This is a genomic window from Paenibacillus wulumuqiensis, from assembly GCF_000971965.1.
GTDB classification, from domain to species: Bacteria; Bacillota; Bacilli; order Paenibacillales; family Paenibacillaceae; genus Saccharibacillus; species Saccharibacillus wulumuqiensis.
The window spans coordinates 196,898-215,085 of record NZ_LAQP01000001.1 but is presented as its reverse complement, the minus strand read 5'-3'; the positions used below and the strand labels follow the sequence as shown (position 1 = coordinate 215,085).

At 49.4% G+C, this 18,188-nt stretch carries 12 protein-coding genes and 1 pseudogene; 3 read left to right on the top strand and 10 right to left on the bottom strand.

Annotated features, from left to right (window positions below; all coding sequences use genetic code 11):
* Positions 1 to 17 precede the first annotated feature (17 nt).
* A complete protein-coding gene (moaA, locus tag WH45_RS09145) occupies positions 18 to 1,034 on the bottom strand; it encodes a GTP 3',8-cyclase MoaA (RefSeq protein WP_046214073.1) in 1,017 nt (338 codons plus the stop codon).
* 232 nt (positions 1,035 to 1,266) lie between these two features.
* Complete coding sequence (locus tag WH45_RS09140) at positions 1,267 to 2,769, bottom strand: nitrate/nitrite transporter (protein ID WP_046214072.1); 1,503 nt, start codon at positions 2,767 to 2,769, stop codon at positions 1,267 to 1,269.
* A gap of 333 nt (positions 2,770 to 3,102) precedes the next feature.
* Between WH45_RS09140 and WH45_RS23745 the strand changes: the two genes are divergently transcribed.
* Positions 3,103 to 3,663: a hypothetical protein gene (locus tag WH45_RS23745; RefSeq protein ID WP_200897671.1), complete on the top strand. Its 561-nt coding sequence runs from the start codon at positions 3,103 to 3,105 to the stop codon at positions 3,661 to 3,663.
* Between the two features lie 105 nt (positions 3,664 to 3,768).
* Here the strand turns inward: WH45_RS23745 and WH45_RS09130 are convergent, their stop codons facing one another.
* The 7 genes from WH45_RS09130 to WH45_RS09100 are packed head-to-tail and all read right to left on the bottom strand — an operon-like array spanning position 3,769 to position 12,485.
* A complete protein-coding gene (locus tag WH45_RS09130) occupies positions 3,769 to 4,416 on the bottom strand; it encodes a response regulator (protein WP_046214070.1) in 648 nt (215 codons plus the stop codon).
* 12 nt (positions 4,417 to 4,428) lie between these two features.
* Positions 4,429 to 5,499, bottom strand: coding sequence for a sensor histidine kinase (locus tag WH45_RS09125; RefSeq protein ID WP_046214069.1), 1,071 nt, complete (start codon positions 5,497 to 5,499; stop codon positions 4,429 to 4,431).
* Positions 5,496 to 5,954, bottom strand: coding sequence for a GAF domain-containing protein (locus WH45_RS09120; RefSeq protein ID WP_046214068.1), 459 nt, complete (start codon positions 5,952 to 5,954; stop codon positions 5,496 to 5,498). The genes WH45_RS09125 and WH45_RS09120 overlap by 4 nt, the downstream gene beginning before the upstream one ends.
* A gap of 48 nt (positions 5,955 to 6,002) precedes the next feature.
* Positions 6,003 to 6,689: a respiratory nitrate reductase subunit gamma gene (gene narI, locus WH45_RS09115; RefSeq protein ID WP_046214067.1), complete on the bottom strand. Its 687-nt coding sequence runs from the start codon at positions 6,687 to 6,689 to the stop codon at positions 6,003 to 6,005.
* Positions 6,676 to 7,251, bottom strand: a complete 576-nt coding sequence (gene narJ / locus WH45_RS09110) for a nitrate reductase molybdenum cofactor assembly chaperone (protein ID WP_046214066.1) — start codon at positions 7,249 to 7,251, stop codon at positions 6,676 to 6,678. Before narJ ends, narI begins: the two co-directional genes overlap by 14 nt.
* Complete coding sequence (gene narH / locus WH45_RS09105) at positions 7,244 to 8,821, bottom strand: nitrate reductase subunit beta (RefSeq protein WP_046214065.1); 1,578 nt, start codon at positions 8,819 to 8,821, stop codon at positions 7,244 to 7,246. Before narH ends, narJ begins: the two co-directional genes overlap by 8 nt.
* A complete protein-coding gene (locus WH45_RS09100; protein WP_046214064.1) occupies positions 8,811 to 12,485 on the bottom strand; it encodes a nitrate reductase subunit alpha in 3,675 nt (1,224 codons plus the stop codon). Before WH45_RS09100 ends, narH begins: the two co-directional genes overlap by 11 nt.
* A gap of 428 nt (positions 12,486 to 12,913) precedes the next feature.
* Here WH45_RS09100 and WH45_RS09095 point away from each other — a divergent pair, with 428 nt between their 5' ends.
* Entirely contained in the window at positions 12,914 to 13,336 is a 423-nt protein-coding gene (locus WH45_RS09095; RefSeq protein ID WP_046214063.1) for a hypothetical protein, read from the top strand.
* Positions 13,337 to 13,438: 102 nt separating this feature from the next.
* Here the strand turns inward: WH45_RS09095 and WH45_RS09090 are convergent, their stop codons facing one another.
* Positions 13,439 to 15,508: a fibronectin type III domain-containing protein gene (locus WH45_RS09090; protein ID WP_152663526.1), complete on the bottom strand. Its 2,070-nt coding sequence runs from the start codon at positions 15,506 to 15,508 to the stop codon at positions 13,439 to 13,441.
* An 835-nt stretch (positions 15,509 to 16,343) separates the two neighbouring features.
* Between WH45_RS09090 and WH45_RS09085 the strand changes: the two are divergent.
* Positions 16,344 to 18,065, top strand: a pseudogene (locus tag WH45_RS09085) (alpha-amylase family glycosyl hydrolase); the annotation flags it as partial.
* Between the last annotated feature and the right edge of the window lie 123 nt (positions 18,066 to 18,188).

Here is an 18,188-nt window from a genome sequence, read left to right as displayed (position 1 = left end):
TACCTCCTGTTGATTCGTTAACCTCCAATATAGGACATGCCGATTCGGCGGCAGGAAGAGGCAGTATGAGCCGTTCGCAGATCGGAATACCGATCGGTCCGGTGTTCCCAGATATCGGCGATGATATCCTGCAGCTCTTCATCATCCGCCCCGCCGCGCAGCAGCTGACGCAGATCATAACCGCTGGTCGCGAACAGACAGGTATACAGTTTGCCGTCAGATGACAGACGCGCCCTCGTACATGAGGAGCAGAACGAGTTGGATACCGAGGTGATAAAGCCGACTTCCGTATCGGTACCATGGTAGCGGTAATAGTTTGCCACTTCACCATAGATAGTATGTTTGGAGGGCACCAGTTCATAACGGCTCTGCAGCTGCTGCAAAATCTCCGCCTGGGTGACCACTTTCTCATAACTCCAGCCATTGCCGCTGCCCGCATCCATAAATTCGATAAACCGCAGGGTAATGCCCCGCGTACGGAAATATTCCGCCATAGGGAGAATCTCGTCCTCATTGACTCCCTTTTGGACAACCATATTGATCTTGATCCGGTAGCCGAGAGAACGAGCATAATCGATCTGATGCAAAATATGGTGCGGCTGTACACCACGTCCATTCAGCTGACCAAATATGGATGGAGTCAGCGCATCCAGACTGATATTCAATCTGCGCAGCCCGGCATGATATAGCGCTTCGGCATGCTGACCGAGCAGCAGTCCATTGGTAGTTAGTCCGATATCCTGCACACCGGGAATGGTATGGATTTCCTTTACCAGCTCATCCAGATTTTTGCGCAGTAACGGCTCGCCGCCGGTCAGACGCACTTTCTGCACACCAAGCCCTGTGAACAGGCTCACCAGTCGGCTCATCTCTTCAAACGTCAGCAGTTCGGCGCGCGGCATAAACGCATAATCGTCTCCGAACAATTCTTTGGGCATGCAATAAGCACACCGGAAATTACAGCGATCGGTAACCGATAGACGCAGATCGCGGATCGGACGACTAAGCGCGTCAGTCAACTGGCGGATACTCACAGGGCTCTCCCTCTTTTCATGGTAAATGATGAATAGTCTGTTAACTCTCTAATGTTGTGGATATTCTGAATGTGAATAATGGAACAAGAATGGGCATGCAGCGAGGCAGAAAACGGACCTTTTTGACAGACAGAGCAGTGATATGCTGATCGGTCTAGATTTTACTCATTTCAACTGCAATGAGCGTACATATCCTGATAGAGAGGTCCATCCTTTGCAATCCGTCATCCCATTATGCCTTGAGTTGCTGCTCGTTCAGTTCGCTGAATGTACCGACATAGCGGACATCTTCGCCCGTTTCATCCTTGACGGCGCTGATATTAAGCCATTGCACATACTCTTCACCATTTTTTCGTTTATTCCAGATAGCGCCCTGCCAGATCCCGTGCTGCTTGATCTCGGACCACATTTTGCTGTAGAAGTCCTGGGATTGACGGCCGGATTTGAGAATGCTTGGTCGCTGTCCGAGCACTTCATCGACTTCATAACCGGTCAGCCGGGTAAATGCTGGATTAACCGTCTTGATACGGCCGTCCGGATCGGTAACCAGAATGCCCTGAGCCGTGGAATCGAATACTTCAGTTACGAGTGTAAGCTTGTCCTGATAATACATCCAGACCACGATAATGAGACTCGCCAGTGCCACCTGGGACAGCAGCATGAATCCGATCGAATACTGCCCGGTAATGCCATGGATAGCCGACAACATCAGCGGCGGGAAGAATCCGCCCAGACCGCCCATCATAGACACGATCCCGTTGGCAATGCCCGCCTGCTTGTTGAAATAGAACGGTACCAGTTTGAAAATAACGCCGTTGCCGATACCGGCACTGACGGCAATCGCCAGACTGCCGATCGTGTACAGACCAATCGATGGCGAGAATGCCAGCAAAATCGCGGCAATCGTATACATCGCAAACGTACCGATCAGCAGGAACAGCGGCTGAAAACGGTCAGCGAGCCATCCACCCACCGGGCGAAGAAATGTCGCCAATGCGATAAAGCCTGCGGTACGTACGCCTGCATCGACTTTGGACAGATCAAAATTGGCAACCAGAAAGTTCGGCAGATAAACCGTAAAGGCTACGAACGAACCGAACGTAATAAAGTAGAACAGCGAGAAAAACCAGAGCTTTTCATTTTTGTATACACCCTTGATCTGCTCGATAATCGGCGTCTTCACCTTAACCTCACGGCGGTCACCGAGGAAGAAGTTTAGCACGATAAAGATAGCCAGCAGAATCATATACAGTTGTACCGTGGATTGCCAGCCAATCTGGGTCGCGACAACCGGCGCGGAAAACGTCGTAATCGCCGTACCCATATTGCCCATTCCGTAGATCCCGTTCACCAGTCCATGCTTTTCTTTTGGATAGTATTTTGGCAGCGAGGTAACCCCTACCGAAAATACCGCCCCGCCGATCCCAAGGAACAATCCACCGATGATCAGATCGGCCATGGAATCTGCCCGACTGATATAAAATACCGGGAACAGCAGCAGGATAAAGCTGACCATAAAGATAATCCGTGCCCCTACGATATTGGCATAGTATCCAAGCGGAATCCGCAAAATCGAACCGAGTACAACCGGTACGGCGGTGACCATCGCGAGACTTCCGGGTGGAATGTTGATATCCTCCCGGATAAAAGGCATCAGTGACGAAATAATCACCCACACCATAAATCCGAGCACCAGATTCATTGTTTGTAAGGATAGCTGTAGTTTTTTGATCATCCAACTCACCTTTCACTTATGTTTCGTTACATTAATAGGAGCTATATTGCTGTCCTGTATGCTTCTTCATTGTATGATCTGCGGTTATCAAGAGGATATAGGGGAGTCCCCTGTACATGATGCGGGAATCCCTGAGTGGGGCATTAGGTGATGAGCATCAAGCGCTCCGAGAATAGATCATTCTTCCGCCCTCTGTTAAGATCGGATATCCTTGAATTTCCGCTTGCAGCGGTGGATATCCGATCTTAAAGGATGGCTTCAGAACGATTCTATTCCCTCCACTCCGTGCTGCTCACCGACTGTTAGAGCAATAGAAACAAGATCCAAACCATTTTGGCTTCTGCTTCTGCTTCTGCTTCTGCTTCTGCTTCTGCTTCTGCTTCTGCTTCTGCTTCTGCTTCTGCTTCTGCTTCTGCTTCTGCTTCTGCTTCTGCTTCTGCTTCTGCTTCTGCTTCTGCTTCTGCTTCTGCTTCTGCTTCTGCTTCTGCTTCTGCTTCTGCTTCTGCTTCTGCTTCTGCTTCTGCTTCTGCTTCTGCTTCTGCTTCTGCTTCTGCTTCTGCTTCTGCTTCTGCTTCTGCTTCTGCTTCTGCTTCTGCTTCTGCTTCTGCTTCTGCTTCTGCTTCTGCTTCTGCTTCTGCTTCTGCTCAAATGGTCTTGTATCTCCTCCAGGCTGTCCAGCACAAAAGTGCCAATTCACCGTTTTTTTCAAGATTTCAAAAACTGTTCCCAGACAGCATTCAAGTCAGCTTCAAGCACGGAGCGAGGGAATTGGAATTATACTTCAGCAGCGAAGCGGCCTCATTTAAGATCGGATATCCTCCGCTGCAAGCGGAAATTCAGGGATATCCGATCTTAACAGAGGGCAGAAGAATAATCCAATTCCCGAGCGCATGAGCTAAACCTATTCTATTCGCTGTACTGCAGGACAGCACAAACAGCACAACGCAAAAAAGCCGCCTCGCAAGGAGGCAGCTTCATGTTCAGCAGCTGTAGTCACTTTTAGAAGTCAAGAATCTTCTTCTTCAATGCATACTCCACCAGCTCCGGGCGGCTCTTGAAGTTGAGCTTCTCCATGATCTTGGCTTTGTGCGCTTCCACCGTTTTGACGGAAATGAATAACTTCTCGGCGATTTCCTTGTTGCCGTAGCCTTTGGCGATCAGTGGCAGAATCTCCAGTTCGCGGCGGGATAGCAGTTCGTAGACGTCTTCGCTGCCCGCACTGGTATCATTTTTGACAAATTCGCGTACGAGTGAGGTGGCGAGTTTGGGATGAATATAGGTGCCTCCCTCGTGGATCGTACGGATCGCGAGCAGCAGTTCTTCATCCGGTGCATTTTTGAGTACATAGCCGGAGGCGCCGTTGCGCAGTACGTGGAACAGGTACTCTTCATCATCATGCATGGTCAGGATCAGAATCCGGGTGTCCGGGTAATCGTCCTTGATCTTGCCAGTGGCGATCAGTCCGCTTTCTCCCGGCGGCATGCTGAGATCCATCAGCAGAAGATCCGGCTGATGCTTGGCGACCATCGTGTAGGCTTCGATCCCGTCTGCCGCCGTGCCGACGACTTCCATATCCGGCTGAAAATTAAGTATCATGGCAAATCCGCTCCGGACAATTGCATGGTCGTCCGCGATTACAATCTTCATCGTATGTTCACCTCACTGCTCCTGCGGCTGGGCGTGTACAGGAATCTCCACGACAATCCGGGTTCCCTTGCCTGCCGCAGAAAATATATTGACATGCCCGCCGACCAGTTCGGCGCGTTCCTGCATTCCATAGAGTCCGAGACCTGTGCCTGTCGGTGCATCCCCGGGGTTGAATCCAGCTCCATCATCCTCCACGATCAGCTGCAGCAGATGGTCCTTGTCCTGCAGCGTGACGCGGATCATATCGACCTGCGCATACTTGAGCGCATTGAGGATCGCTTCCTGACCGATCCGGTAAATGACCGTTTCCAGCTCGTTGCTGTACCGACGCTGCTCCAGATCGGAATCGAACAGAATGGTGAATCCGTAACTCTCATTGACCTTTTTGAAATGGGAACGGAATGCTGCCTCCAGTCCAAAATCATCAAGCGCCGCCGGACGCAGCTCGACCGCCAGATTGCGTATGTCATCCAGTAGACGGGTCATCGATGCTTCAGTCTGCTTCATTTTCTTAAGCAGTTCTTCGTCTGTGGTCATGTACTTCAGCACACGCAGGTCAATCACCGCACTCATCAACTCCTGAGCCACACTGTCATGCAGCTCTCTCGATATGCGCTTGCGTTCATTCTCCTGCGCTTCGATCACATGCTTCATCATTTTGTTCTGGTAGAACTTCTCCTGGGTCTTGAACTGGCGGGTCAGATCGCGCAGCATGAATACGTAGATTCCGCTCTCCCGATCAATCGTATGGTAGGTCGCGGCATACGGAACCATCCCCTTGTCTCGCGTATCCAGATAGACCTGGAACGAAGAGAATTCCTCCGATCCCGGACTTGTAAAATAACACGCCAGACAGGTACGCAGCTCCGTGTCGCTCATATAACCACGGCAGACGCCGCAGATCGCTTGGGCTTTGCCCTGATAGAGCTGCTCCAGCACATCGTCACTCACGATCTGCTCGGCTGCCGGATTCATGGCCAGTACCTTTCCCTGACGATTAAAGAAAAACATCGCTTCCGTACTGTTGGTATACAGCTTTTGCATCAATGTATCCAGCTGCTCTGTATCTCGTGATAGGCTCAATTCAGCAGAAACTCCTTTCCGTTCAGCTCGCCAATACCGCGTGCGGTCAGTTCCAGCAATGTCTGTATGCCCTGACGGGTCACACGCTGCTCATCCCGGAACCCGCCGAGCAGCACACCAGCTACCCGTGCATCATTCCAGACAGGCACTGCACCGATGCTCGTCAGCTGCTCGGTCCGAATAATCGGATAGTTAAACAGCGCATCCTGCGGCACATCTTCATGGACCGACGAGAACATAAACGGCTTGCCTGTCTTGAACACCATCCCGGCAATGCCGCGTCCGCTTTGCAGGACAATTCCCCTGAATCGCTCATTCAGATTGCCGGAGGCATATTTCCACTTGATTACATAGTGGTATTCGGCTGGTTCCACGAGCGCGAGTGCCATCAAATCATACCCACAGATCGTACGGATCTGATCCAGTTCCAGCTGATAATCCACCTCGTTATTCATCGTATGGTCTCCTCATGGAACAGGGAAAGAAGGCAATGCCCTCTCTCCTCAGCTCGATTTATGTCTTCTATAAAGAATATAACTTCTGCCTACATAATTCAATGGAACACTCCATACATGCACCAGCCGGGTGAACGGCCAGAATGCAAAAATCGCAAACCCGGTCAATGCATGGATTTTAAAGGAAAGCGGCACATTTCGCATGAGCGCCGGGTCCGGACTCAGCATGAACAGTCCGCGGAACCAGACCGAGATCGTCTCCCGGTAGTCGAATTCCGGACGGGCAAAGTTCGTGAATAAAGTCGCATACAGCCCCATAAAGACGATAAACAGCAGCAGTACATTGACGATCAGATCGGACAGCGTACTCAGACGGCGTACGCTGCGGATCGTAAACCGGCGTGTCGTCAGCAGGAACATGCCTGCCAGGGTCACCACTCCGAAAAATCCACCGCCATATACCGCCCCCATATGATACAGATGCTCACTCACACCGAGCGAATGCATCCAGGTCTTGGGAATACCGAGACCGGCCACATGACCGAGGATTACCGGGATCACACCGAGATGGAACAGCAGGCTGCCGAGCATGAGCTGCTTTTTCTCAATAAACTCACTCGATTTGGCCGTCCAGCTGAACTGGTCGGTCCGATAGCGGAAAATATGACCGACTATAAAAATCACCATACACATATACGGGAAAATGACCCACAAAAACTGCTCAGTCATGCTCATGGGCTGGCGCCTCCTGTCTCACACAAGCTTTCAGTGTCTCACGCAGCCCTTTGACCAGATGATAATAAGGACTGTTCAGCTTCTCCAGCGCATGGACGAGATGATAGGTACCATCTTCCAGAATCGCCAGCAGCATTTTAAAATTCTCGCCTGCGCGTGGATCATGCTTCCATTCCGCCGCATAGAGGAATTCACACATCAGCGGCAGGAAATCCGGCAGCTCGCCCTCCGGCATTTCCAGACCGAACATCTCGTACAGAATTTTGAGCTTGGCCAGCATCTGTCCGCGTTCCTTGGCTTCTTCGAATTTGAAGTAAGTCATGTAGAGTGCACAGTCTTTTTGAAAATCAAATGTCTCCGTGTACATCTCCTGAATCTGCTCCATGCTCAGATTCAGCATCTGCTCCCAGTACCGGTGCGCATAGTCGTGCCCCGGGTGAGAGGATTCGAACGATTCCTGCAGCAGATCCGGATGAAAGTCCAGCTTCTCCGGATACATCAGCTGACGGGCAAAAAAGTGAAACGACGGCTTATACATATACAGCTGCATCAGATCAATCACGCCAGATCCCCCCGTAGAAATTCTCGTCATGAACCGGACGCCCTTCCTTGTCGACCCGGTTGGAGCTCATCGAATCGATCGCGCTGCAGCCATCACAGCCGCCGCCTCCCATCGCATTGCCCATCATATCGCTATAACCGGCCAGACCCTGTGCACGGTACGGATTCATATGACCTTCCTTGTGCGAAGTTGGAATAACGAATCGATCCTCATATTTGGCAATCGCCAGCAGACGGTACATCTGCTCGGTCTGGCGCATCGTCAGCCCTACACGCTCCAGACGGCTCTCATCAAATTCCTGACCGGTTGACTTGGCACGCATATACGCACGCATCATCGCCATGCGCTGCAGCGATTCCTTGACTGTTACGGTGTCGCCTGCAGTCAGCATATTGGCCAGATACTGAATCGGCGTACGCATCTCTTCGATCGCCGGGAAAATCATATCCGGATTCTCGATCGAATCTTTGCCTTCAAAGTAGTTCATAATCGGGCTCAGCGGCGGTACATACCAGACCATTGGCAGTGTGCGATACTCCGGATGCAGCGGGAAAGCCAGTTTGTATTCGATAGCCAGCTTGTACACCGGCGAATTTTTCGCAGCGTCGATCCAGTCTTCGGTAATGCCGTCTTTTCTCGCCTGGGCGATTATGGCCGGATCATTCGGGTCCAGGAACAGATCACATTGTGCCTTGTACAGATCCTGCTCGTCTTCCATGGATGCCGCTTCGCTGACACGATCCGCATCATACAGCAGCACACCGAGATAGCGAATACGGCCGGTACAGGTCTCCGAGCAGACGGTTGGCAGTCCGGCTTCCACACGCGGGAAGCAGAAGGTGCACTTCTCAGCTTTGTTGGTCTGCCAGTTGAAGTAGACCTTTTTGTAAGGGCAGCCTGTCATGCAGTACCGCCAGCCGCGGCAGGCTTCTTGGTCGACCAGTACGATACCGTCTTCATCCCGCTTGTACATCGCTCCTGATGGGCAGGAAGCGACGCAGCTCGGGTTCAGACAGTGTTCGCACAGACGGGGCAAATAGACCATGAACGACTTTTCAAAGTTAAACTTGATCTCTTCTTCGATTTTCTCGATATTGGGATCGAGCGGGCCGGTAATATGCGCTCCGGCCAGATCATCTTCCCAGTTGGGACCCCAGTTAAGGTCCATCTTCTCACCGGTAACCGCAGAGTGCGGGCGGGCAACCGGGGAATGCTTTTGATCTTTGGCATTGGTCAGATTCTCATAGTTATAGGTCCAAGGCTCGTAATAATCGCGCATCTCCGGCATATCCGGATTATAGAAAATTTTGCCGAGCGCTACCTTGGACAGCTTGCTGCCGGATTTGAGTTCCAGCTTGCCCTTGCGCAGCTGCCATCCGCCGCGGTAGATCTCCTGATCTTCCCAGCGCTTCGGATAGCCGATGCCCGGCTTGGTCTCCACGTTATTGAACCACATGTATTCCGCACCCTTGCGGTTGGTCCATGTTGTCTTGCAGGTTACGCTGCACGTATGACAGCCGATACATTTATCCAGGTTCATCACCATTGCGACTTGCGCTTTAATCTTCAAGCCAGTTAACCTCCTTCATTTTGCGGACAGCCACGTATACGTCCCGCTGATTACCGATCGGCCCATAATAGTTGAATCCGTAGCTGAGCTGCGCATAACCGCCAACCATCTGTGTCGGCTTCATATGAATGCGTGTCGGCGCGTTATGACTGCCGCCCCGTGTATCCGTAATTTCCGATCCTGGTACATTGATATGCTTGTCCTGCGCATGATACATGAACATTGTGCCGCGCGGCATCCGGTGGCTGACGACGGCGCGTGCGGTGACGACACCGTTACGGTTGTAGACTTCCAGCCAGTCGTTATCGTTCAGATCATGTGCGGCTGCATCTTCGTTGTTGATCCATACCGTCGGACCGCCGCGGAACAAGGTCAGCATATGCTGGTTATCCTGGTAGGTGGAGTGAATATTCCATTTGCCATGCGGCGTTAGATAGCGCAGTACAAGTGCATCCTGTCCGCCGCGGATCTCTTTATCCCGCGGACCGAACACCATTGGCGGAAGGGTCGGCTTGTAGACCGGCATCGCTTCGCCAAACTGCTGGAAAATCTCATGATCAATATAGAAATGCTGACGTCCGGTCAGTGTACGGAAAGGCACCAGCCGTTCAATATTGGTCGTAAATGGTGAATATCGGCGTCCCTGCTTGTTCGAACCGCTGAATACCGGTGTCGGAATGACTTCACGCGGCTGGGCGGTAATGCTCTGGAATGTGATCTTCTCGGCTGCCCGGTCGGCGGAGATGTCGCGCAGTTCCACACCGGAATCAAGCTCAGCCTGTGCATAGGCTTTCTGGGAGACACGTCCATTGGTCGCAGAGGACAGATGCAGGATCGTATCGGCGACCTGGCGGGCGGTCTGTAGCTTGGGCAGTCCATCCTTGACCGTCTCGTCGTAATACACGCCATTCAGACGTTTCAGTTCCTCGTACTCTTCGGCTACGGAGAAACTTACTCCGTGTGCGCCGGTCTTGCCAATCGCCAGATTCGGTCCGAGCGATACGTATTTATCATGAATTTTGGTATAGTCACGTTCGACGATGCTGAAGCTTGGCATCGTCTTGCCCGGGATTGCCTCGACTTCGCCTTTGGCCCAGTCTTTGACCATTCCCATTGGCTGTGAAATCTCGCCCATGGAGTCATGACCGAGCGGCGCAGTTACGAGATCCTTGTATACTCCCGGCAGATATGTTTTGGCCATATCCGAGAACGTCTCTGCCAGACCACGGTAGATATCCCAGTCGGACCGGGATTCCCACAGCGGATTGACCGCCGGATTGAACGGATGGACAAATGGATGCATATCGGTAGAAGACAGATCGGTCTTCTCATACCATGTTGCTGCCGGCAGGACGATATCCGCATACAGCGGTGTTGTCGTCATGCGGAAGTCCAGCGCCACCATCAGGTCGAGTTTGCCCTGTGTATCTTCACGCCAGACAATCTCTTCCGGCTTGTCCTCTTCATTTGGAGTCGCCAGCAGATCATCGGAAGCGCCAAGCAGATGCTTCATAAAGTATTCCTGGCCTTTGGCGGAACTGGAGATCAGATTGGAGCGCCAGATGAACAGCGAACGCGGGAAGTTCTCCGGCGCGTCCGGATCTTCCACAGCAAAGCGTGTCTGACGCGATGTAATCTGCTCTACCGAGCGCTTGATAATCTCTTCATTGGTCTTCAGACCTTCCTGCGCCGCTTCTTCTGCGAACAACAGGCTGTTTTTGTTAAACTGCGGATACGATGGCAGCCAGCCCAGACGTGCAGCCAGCACATTGTAATCGGCCGGATGCTGATAGTTCACCTCTCCACCTACCGGCGATTTCAGTGAATCCACACCACTCTCTTCATATTTCCACTGATCGGTCGCAAAGTAGAAAAAGGAAGTCGCATTTTGCAGACGCGCCGGTCCCTGCCAGTCTTTGGCAAAGGCAACAGTAGACCATCCTTCGATCGGACGGCATTTCTCCTGACCGACATAGTGCGCCCAGCCGCCGCCGTTCACCCCCTGTGAAGCGGTCAGTACAACCAGATTCAGAATCGCCCGGTAAATGGTATCACTATTGAACCAGTGATTGATGCCGGCGCCCATGATGATCATTGAACGTCCGCCCGTATCGAGTGAATTCTGGGCGAATTCGCGGGCGATCTGTACGACTACCGAAGCTTTGACGCTGGTAATCTTCTCCTGCCAGGCCGGCGTGTAATACGAATCGGCATCGTCGTACCCGCGTGCGTTATACTCGCTGTCTGTACGTGCGATACCATACTGACTCATCATCAGGTCGTAGACGGTGGCAATGTAGCGCTGTGTTCCATCCGCCAGTGTAATTTTCTGCGCCGGAATGACGCGTTTGAAGATGCCATTCCCACTGTTGTCAAAGTAAGGGAAGACGACTTCCAGCCACTCTGCATCCGGTCCGTCTACACTCAGTGCCGGTTCAATCACAGTCCCATCTTCACGTTCGAGAATCAGGTTCCACTTGGCATCCTTTTCCCAGCGCTGTCCCATCGTTCCGTTTGGTACGATCAGCTCACCTGCTGTCTGGTCATAAATAACCGGCTTCCAGTCGGCATGCTCGGAAGCATTGCCCAAATCACTGGCCCGCAGGAAGCGTCCTCCTTTGAGTGAATCTTCGTGAGGGTCCAGCAGGATCATGAACGGCATATCCGTAAACTGCTTCGCATAGTTCAGGAACATCGGCTCCTGACGCTGCTGGTAAAATTCATCCAGAATGACATGGGTCATCGCCTGTGCGAGTGCAGCATCCGTCCCCGGATGAGGCGCCAGCCAGTTATCTGCGAATTTCACATTTTCTGCCAGATCCGGTGCGACCGAGACGACCTTGGTTCCTTTGTAACGAACTTCGGTCATAAAATGCGCATCCGGTGTACGGGTAAGCGGCACGTTAGAACCCCACATCATCAGATAACCGGCATTGTACCAGTCCGAAGATTCCGGTACATCCGTCTGCTCGCCCCAGATTTGCGGGGAAGCCGGCGGCAAATCCGCGTACCAGTCATAAAAGCTGAGCATCTGTCCGCCCAGCAAAGAGATAAACCGCGCACCCGACGCATAGCTGATTATCGACATTGCCGGAATCGGTGTAAATCCAGCGATCCGGTCCGGCCCGTATTTACGAATCGTGTAAATGAGCTGTGCCGAAATCAGGTACATCGCATCTTCCCAGCTCACCCGTACATGACCGCCTTTGCCGCGGGCTTTTTTGTAAATGTCGGCTTTGGCTGGATCTTCCACAATACTCGCCCAGGCATCGACCGGATTACTGTGCTCTGCCAGTGCTGCCTGCCAGAGACGAACCAATTTGCCGCGCATATAAGGATATTTGATACGCAGCGGGCTGTATTCATACCAGGAGAATGTTGCACCACGCGGACAGCCGCGAGGTTCGAATTCCGGCATATCGGCGCCACAGGATGGATAATCAATCTGTTGATTTTCCCAGGTGATGATGCCGTTTTTGACAAATACTTTCCAGCTGCAGGAGCCGGTACAGTTCACACCGTGTGTTGTGCGTACGACTTTATCATGAGACCAGCGCTGCCGGTACATATTCTCCCACTCGCGGTTCTTCTCTTCCAGAACAGACCAGTTATCCGAGTAGCTCTCAATCGGCTTGAAGAAATTCAGTTTATATTTACGTTTCATGAATGATGAACACTCCTTATTTGTTATACAGAACGGACAGCGGAACCCGGCTGTATAATCATTCGGTAGTTTCATTATGGAATTGATCCTCTGTCATGCCCATTAGGGAATCCCCTTTGCTTGCCCGGGAATGTCCTTATCTGTGGTAAGTCCCTTTCATGCTTGACAGAGGCATATAATAAAGAGGAATTTCATTTGAATGACATCATTTCACTAACTTAAAAAACCTTATTCTTGAATAATCTACCTTTTTAACTTAATTAATGGTAAATTATAAGGGGTCATGAAGGATGGTATGCGAACAATGCTACCAGCTTCAAATGGTGATTCGGAAGGGTGGGATGGTGAACGTTATCTTCTGATTTGGAAAGGTCAACGATCTTGTATTCGTAAGTACCCTAATCCCCAATACAAAGGAGAATCTACTGATGACTATGAAAAAATCACTATCTGCAGTAATCGCATTTGTACTTATGCTGAGCCTTCTGCCTGTTTTCCAGGGAACCGCCAATGCTTCCTCTTCCGATTCCGTCTACCTCAACGGCTCCATCTCTCTGAGCGGACCAACGGACATCGAGTTTATTGAAGGAATCCAAGCCACTTCCGAAACCAAACTGGCTCTGAACCTGCCGCTGAAAAAAGATGAAATGATGATCGTTTCCTACGAGTATTTCAATGAAAGCAAAAACAAGTGGGAACCGCGTGATGTGCGCGTCGTTCATGGCCCTGTCAAAGGATACTATGGCACGCTGCAATCCGGATATGAGTCCGGCAAATTCCGCATTGCCATCAGCACATCCAGCGAAAAACCGGTATCGGGTTACTACCATGCCGAATATCCACAGTTCTAAAACATATTTTTCCATGAATTAAATAAAAAGCCAGTGCAAACCGCGATGAGCGGTTCACACTGGCTTTTTTTCACTTTCATTCGTTGTATCTGTAATCGTATGTTACTGGATGTAGGTATCCTCAATAACAGTAGAATCTCCGGCGATTCCGTATACATCTTCCGTAACTGCAGATGCCGGATCAATGGTATTGTAGAACAGCATGAGTTCATGCAGATGCAATTCGCGGTTTTGGCTTTCCATATAGATCATGATTCCTTCGTATTTGCCTGGCCGCACAGGAATAGGTTTGTTTTTGCCGAATGCTGCTGCCCCCGGTACATATATATTTCCATCCTTTAGTAGAATCCATTTGTCATTTTGCAAGCCGTAAATTTGAATTTTCTGCTTATCGATAAGAGAGCCTTTTACACTGGTTCTAAATTCGCCTGTGCCGGTCACCGGAATATCTGTATATAAATTAGTATGACTGTTCACAAGCTGTACAGCATGAATATCGACCGGCTTTGGAAAAGCAAAATTGATCATTCCACTATTGGAATAAGGAAATGGAATGCGCCAGTACGTCTTGATATCATGATCGGCTGCACTTTTTGCCAGACCATTTGTTCCCCCACTGTTATATTCATTATTAGCCGTTACTTTGGTGCCTTGCGGTACATGTTCACCAACCGGATAAGCTTTAGGAGTTGCCTGTACGCGCTCGGAATAATTCTGCTCTTTTCCATCAATGATCGCCTGGATACTAAAATCTGTCGGCTCTCCTGCATTAATGATATCCTTTATGATATATCCTTGATAGGCTTTCGCAGGTACCCGTACGGTCTGCATCTGGTCATAACCCCAGGTAATATTATAACCTTCTGCGCCATCAACAGGTTCCCAGCCAAGTCTTATATTGTCAGGACTTTCATCGGACGCAGCTCTGATTTGAGAAGTTATTTTTTGATGTTCAGAGCGATACAATACTTCATAAAAAGCAAGATAATCGTCAGTACTCTGGAAAGTAAAATCCATTCTGTCGTACGATCCGTCAGGAATATCTATTGCTTTGAGGGCAGATAAATCTGCACTTTGACGAGTCTGAATCTGTGAATCTTTTATACTGAACTTTTTTTCATTGTTACGATAACCGGTAATCGTATAGCTCACCTTGCCCTGATTCCCGCTCTCTATTACAAATTCCAATGCATTCATATAAATCGGATACTGACTGGATATACTAAACTCGGCTATTTTCTCAGGATTGTCACTTTTCCATCTGTATCCATACCATGGGTATTTAAAATTCCCATCAATCAGATACTTTACTGTATCATTTGTATATAAAGAACTGTTGATCGCTTTTGCACTCGTATATTCGGGATAATAATAACCACCCAGCGGAATCGCCGATATACGGTTAGAGAAATTGCTTTGTATTCCATCGTGAATTGCTGCCACAATAAAATTCTGTACCTGGGTATTTTCAAGTCCAGTCAGGATATACCCACTGTAGGCAGTTGCCGGTACAATAACTTCCCGGTACTCTCCATCGAGAGCGGGACGATAACGAATCACATAGTTATCTGCGTTTTCAACAGGATTCCACTTGAGGTGTACTTGTCCGTTACTGGCTTCGCTCTGCAGAGCTGTAGGTGCCGGCAGTGATGAATCATAATTGATTTCCCGGATATCTATTTTCCAATCTCCCCGAATATCAAACTTTAGACCATCATACCAATCAGGAGAGATAGGAATCGGCTCCTGTATAAAAGAGAATCCTTGTTCAATGTTATAGCTGCGCTCTGCTAGCGGAACCCATTCTCCATTTTTCAGTCCCCAGATTTTATATACATTGTTGCGCTTTACCGTATCCGAGCCGGTCACAAGCTGAATGGCGTTCATCTGGTATGGTTCGGAGAAGTGAATTTCAATGTCTGCTGTCACAGGATCACCTCCTGCCCAAACATTGTATCCAGAGCGCACATCCCCGTCTCTCAATTGTTCGATATTGCTTTGAGGATAAGCTATACTGCTTTTTTCCCAGTCGCCATGCGGGAGAGGCCGCCCAATCAACTGCGGCTGCTCATTCTCCTCCGCGTGGATCAAAGGGAATGGACCCAGACTTGCCAGCAGAGCCAGACAGACCACCATTTTCACTAATTTACCTACCATTTTGTTCATCATCAACCTCCTACAGGTTCAGAGAACCAATGAAGCTGCATGAATAAGCTCGTTCTGGCTGCTCGATGCAGTGACTTATGTATGGCTACCAGGCAGGTCCATCTTATTCTCCGGGATACAGTCATAGACTGTTGAGTACATCTTATTAAATTAATAACTCTTTTACCATATATTATCTGATTTGGATCTATATTTTTATATTTGTGCAAACAATTCCACAAAAAAGTTAATTTTTCTTTATTTTAAATTAAAAGTATATTCTTTGTTTTTTGAACTAGTAGCTCGTTAATGTTATATGCATGTCAGTGAATCATTATTGAAAAACAGAAAATAGAACGATGATAATCAACCCGCTCCCTGTTAAGTTCATGTCATTTCCAGCCTTGTTAAATCCGTTATCAAGAGACGACAAGTAAATACTGTTGAGGGATCATTCTTGCTCGAACGCTTGTATACCGGCTTATAGTGGAAATAAAAAAACGAATCCTGCTGATTCACGATCATGTTAAGCGGCAATTTCCGTTCGTTTTTCCTATCCTTTTAAATCAGTTTCAGATCATTGTACTCATAAGTAATAAAATAATATTGAACGACCTGATTTTATTTTTATTTTAAATCCAATAATCATCCAAATCTTTATATATATTCCTTATTCCATTTCTGTAAGCGTTATCTTATAATGAGTTGCGTAAACGTTTGCACAAACGACTATCAAGGAGGACTGGTTTATTTGTTACCTGGTAAAGTGAAGTTTAAGAAGTGGGCATCCATCCTGTTTGCGATGATGCTGCTGGTGTCGATGCTTTCTGCTGTCGGTGGTTATACTACCCATGCAGCGGATAATTCGGTGACCGTGTACTACAAAAAAGGATTCGCCACTCCGTACATACATTACCGTCAAGCCGATGGTAACTGGACGGCAGCCCCTGGCGTGAAGATCGCAGATGCCGAAGTAAGTGGATATGCCAAAACTACAATCAATATCGGCTCTACCACTCAGCTGGAAGCGGTATTCAACAATGGTACCGGAACATGGGATAACAATGGTTCCAAAAACTATTTCTTCAAAACAGGTACATCCACTTATGTACCGGGCGCCAACAATGCATCAGGTACCATTACTACCGGTGCACCCAGTGAAACGGTAACACCAACCGATCCGACCACTCCGCCACCTGCGGATAACTTTGGGCCGGTAGACTGGAGCAAGCGCAGCATCTACTTTATCATGACAGATCGCTTCGACAATGGCGATACCAGCAATGATAACTACGGCGGCTTCAACTCCAACAAAAGCCAACCGATTCAGTGGCATGGTGGTGACTTCCAAGGCATTATCAACCGCCTCGACTACATCAAAAACATGGGCTTCACCGCTATCTGGATTACGCCTGTAACCATGCAAAAGAGCGTAGCCGCTTATCATGGCTATCATACGTATGACTTCTACTCTGTTGATGGTCACCTTGGTAACATGGCCAAGTTCCAGGAACTGGTCAAAACCGCACACAGCAAAAATATTGCTGTTATGCTGGATGTCGTGGTCAACCATACCGGTGACTTCATGCCGGGTAACGGTACAGCCAAAGCACCATTTGACAAGCCGGACTGGTACCATAATGCCGGTGAGATTACCCAGAACGATTACAACTCCAATAATCAGTCCCGTATCGAAAATGGCGACGTCGCCGGTCTCGACGATCTGAAACAGGAGAACCCGGCAGTTGCGACCGAGCTGAAAAACTGGGGCAAGTGGATTATCCAGCAGTCCAATGTAGACGGCCTGCGCGTGGATACAGCCAAGCATGTACCAAAATGGTTCCTGAAAGATTTTGACACTGCTGTGAATACGTTCACTATTGGTGAAGTATTCCATGGTGATCCGGTCTATGTCGGAGACTACAGCAACTATCTGGATGCTGTACTCGACTTCCCAATGTACTACACTATGCGTGACGTATTTGCCAAAGACGGTTCCATGAACCTGATCAAAGAGCGCTATGCCCAAGATTTCCGTTACAAAAATCCTAACCTGAACGGTACGTTCCTGGATAACCATGATGTGAAGCGCTTCCTGAACGAAGCGACGGGCAAGCCTGGAGCCAACTCCGATAAATGGCCTCAGCTCAAAGCAGCACTCGGCTTCCTGCTGACTTCTCGTGGTATTCCGATTGTGTACCAGGGCACCGAGCAGGGCTTCAGTGGCGGGGACGATCCAGCCAACCGCGAAGATATGAAGTTCGATACAAATAATGAACTGTACAAATATATCGCCAAAGTGAACGCAATCCGCAACAGCCACCCGGCTCTGCAAAACGGTTCGCAAAAAGAAAAATGGGCAGACACTACCGTTTATGCGTATCAACGCTCCAGCGGTACCGATGAAGTTGTTGTCCTGATCAACAACTCCTGGGGTAACGAGACTCGCACCATCCCGAACCTGAGTAACTTCGGCAACGGCACCGTGCTGAAAAACCAGATGGGTACCGATTCCGTAACGGTTAACGGCGGGTCAATCAACGTAACCCTGGGACCAAAAGAAGTAAAAATCCTGACCAAATAAGCGTTTGGCAGTATAAACGCGAGGTACAATGAAAAAATGCTTTTTGCAAAGCAAAATAGCTTACATTCAGCGTTTGGCACTTTAAACGCGAGGTACAATGAAAAAGCAGCAGAACCTTCACTC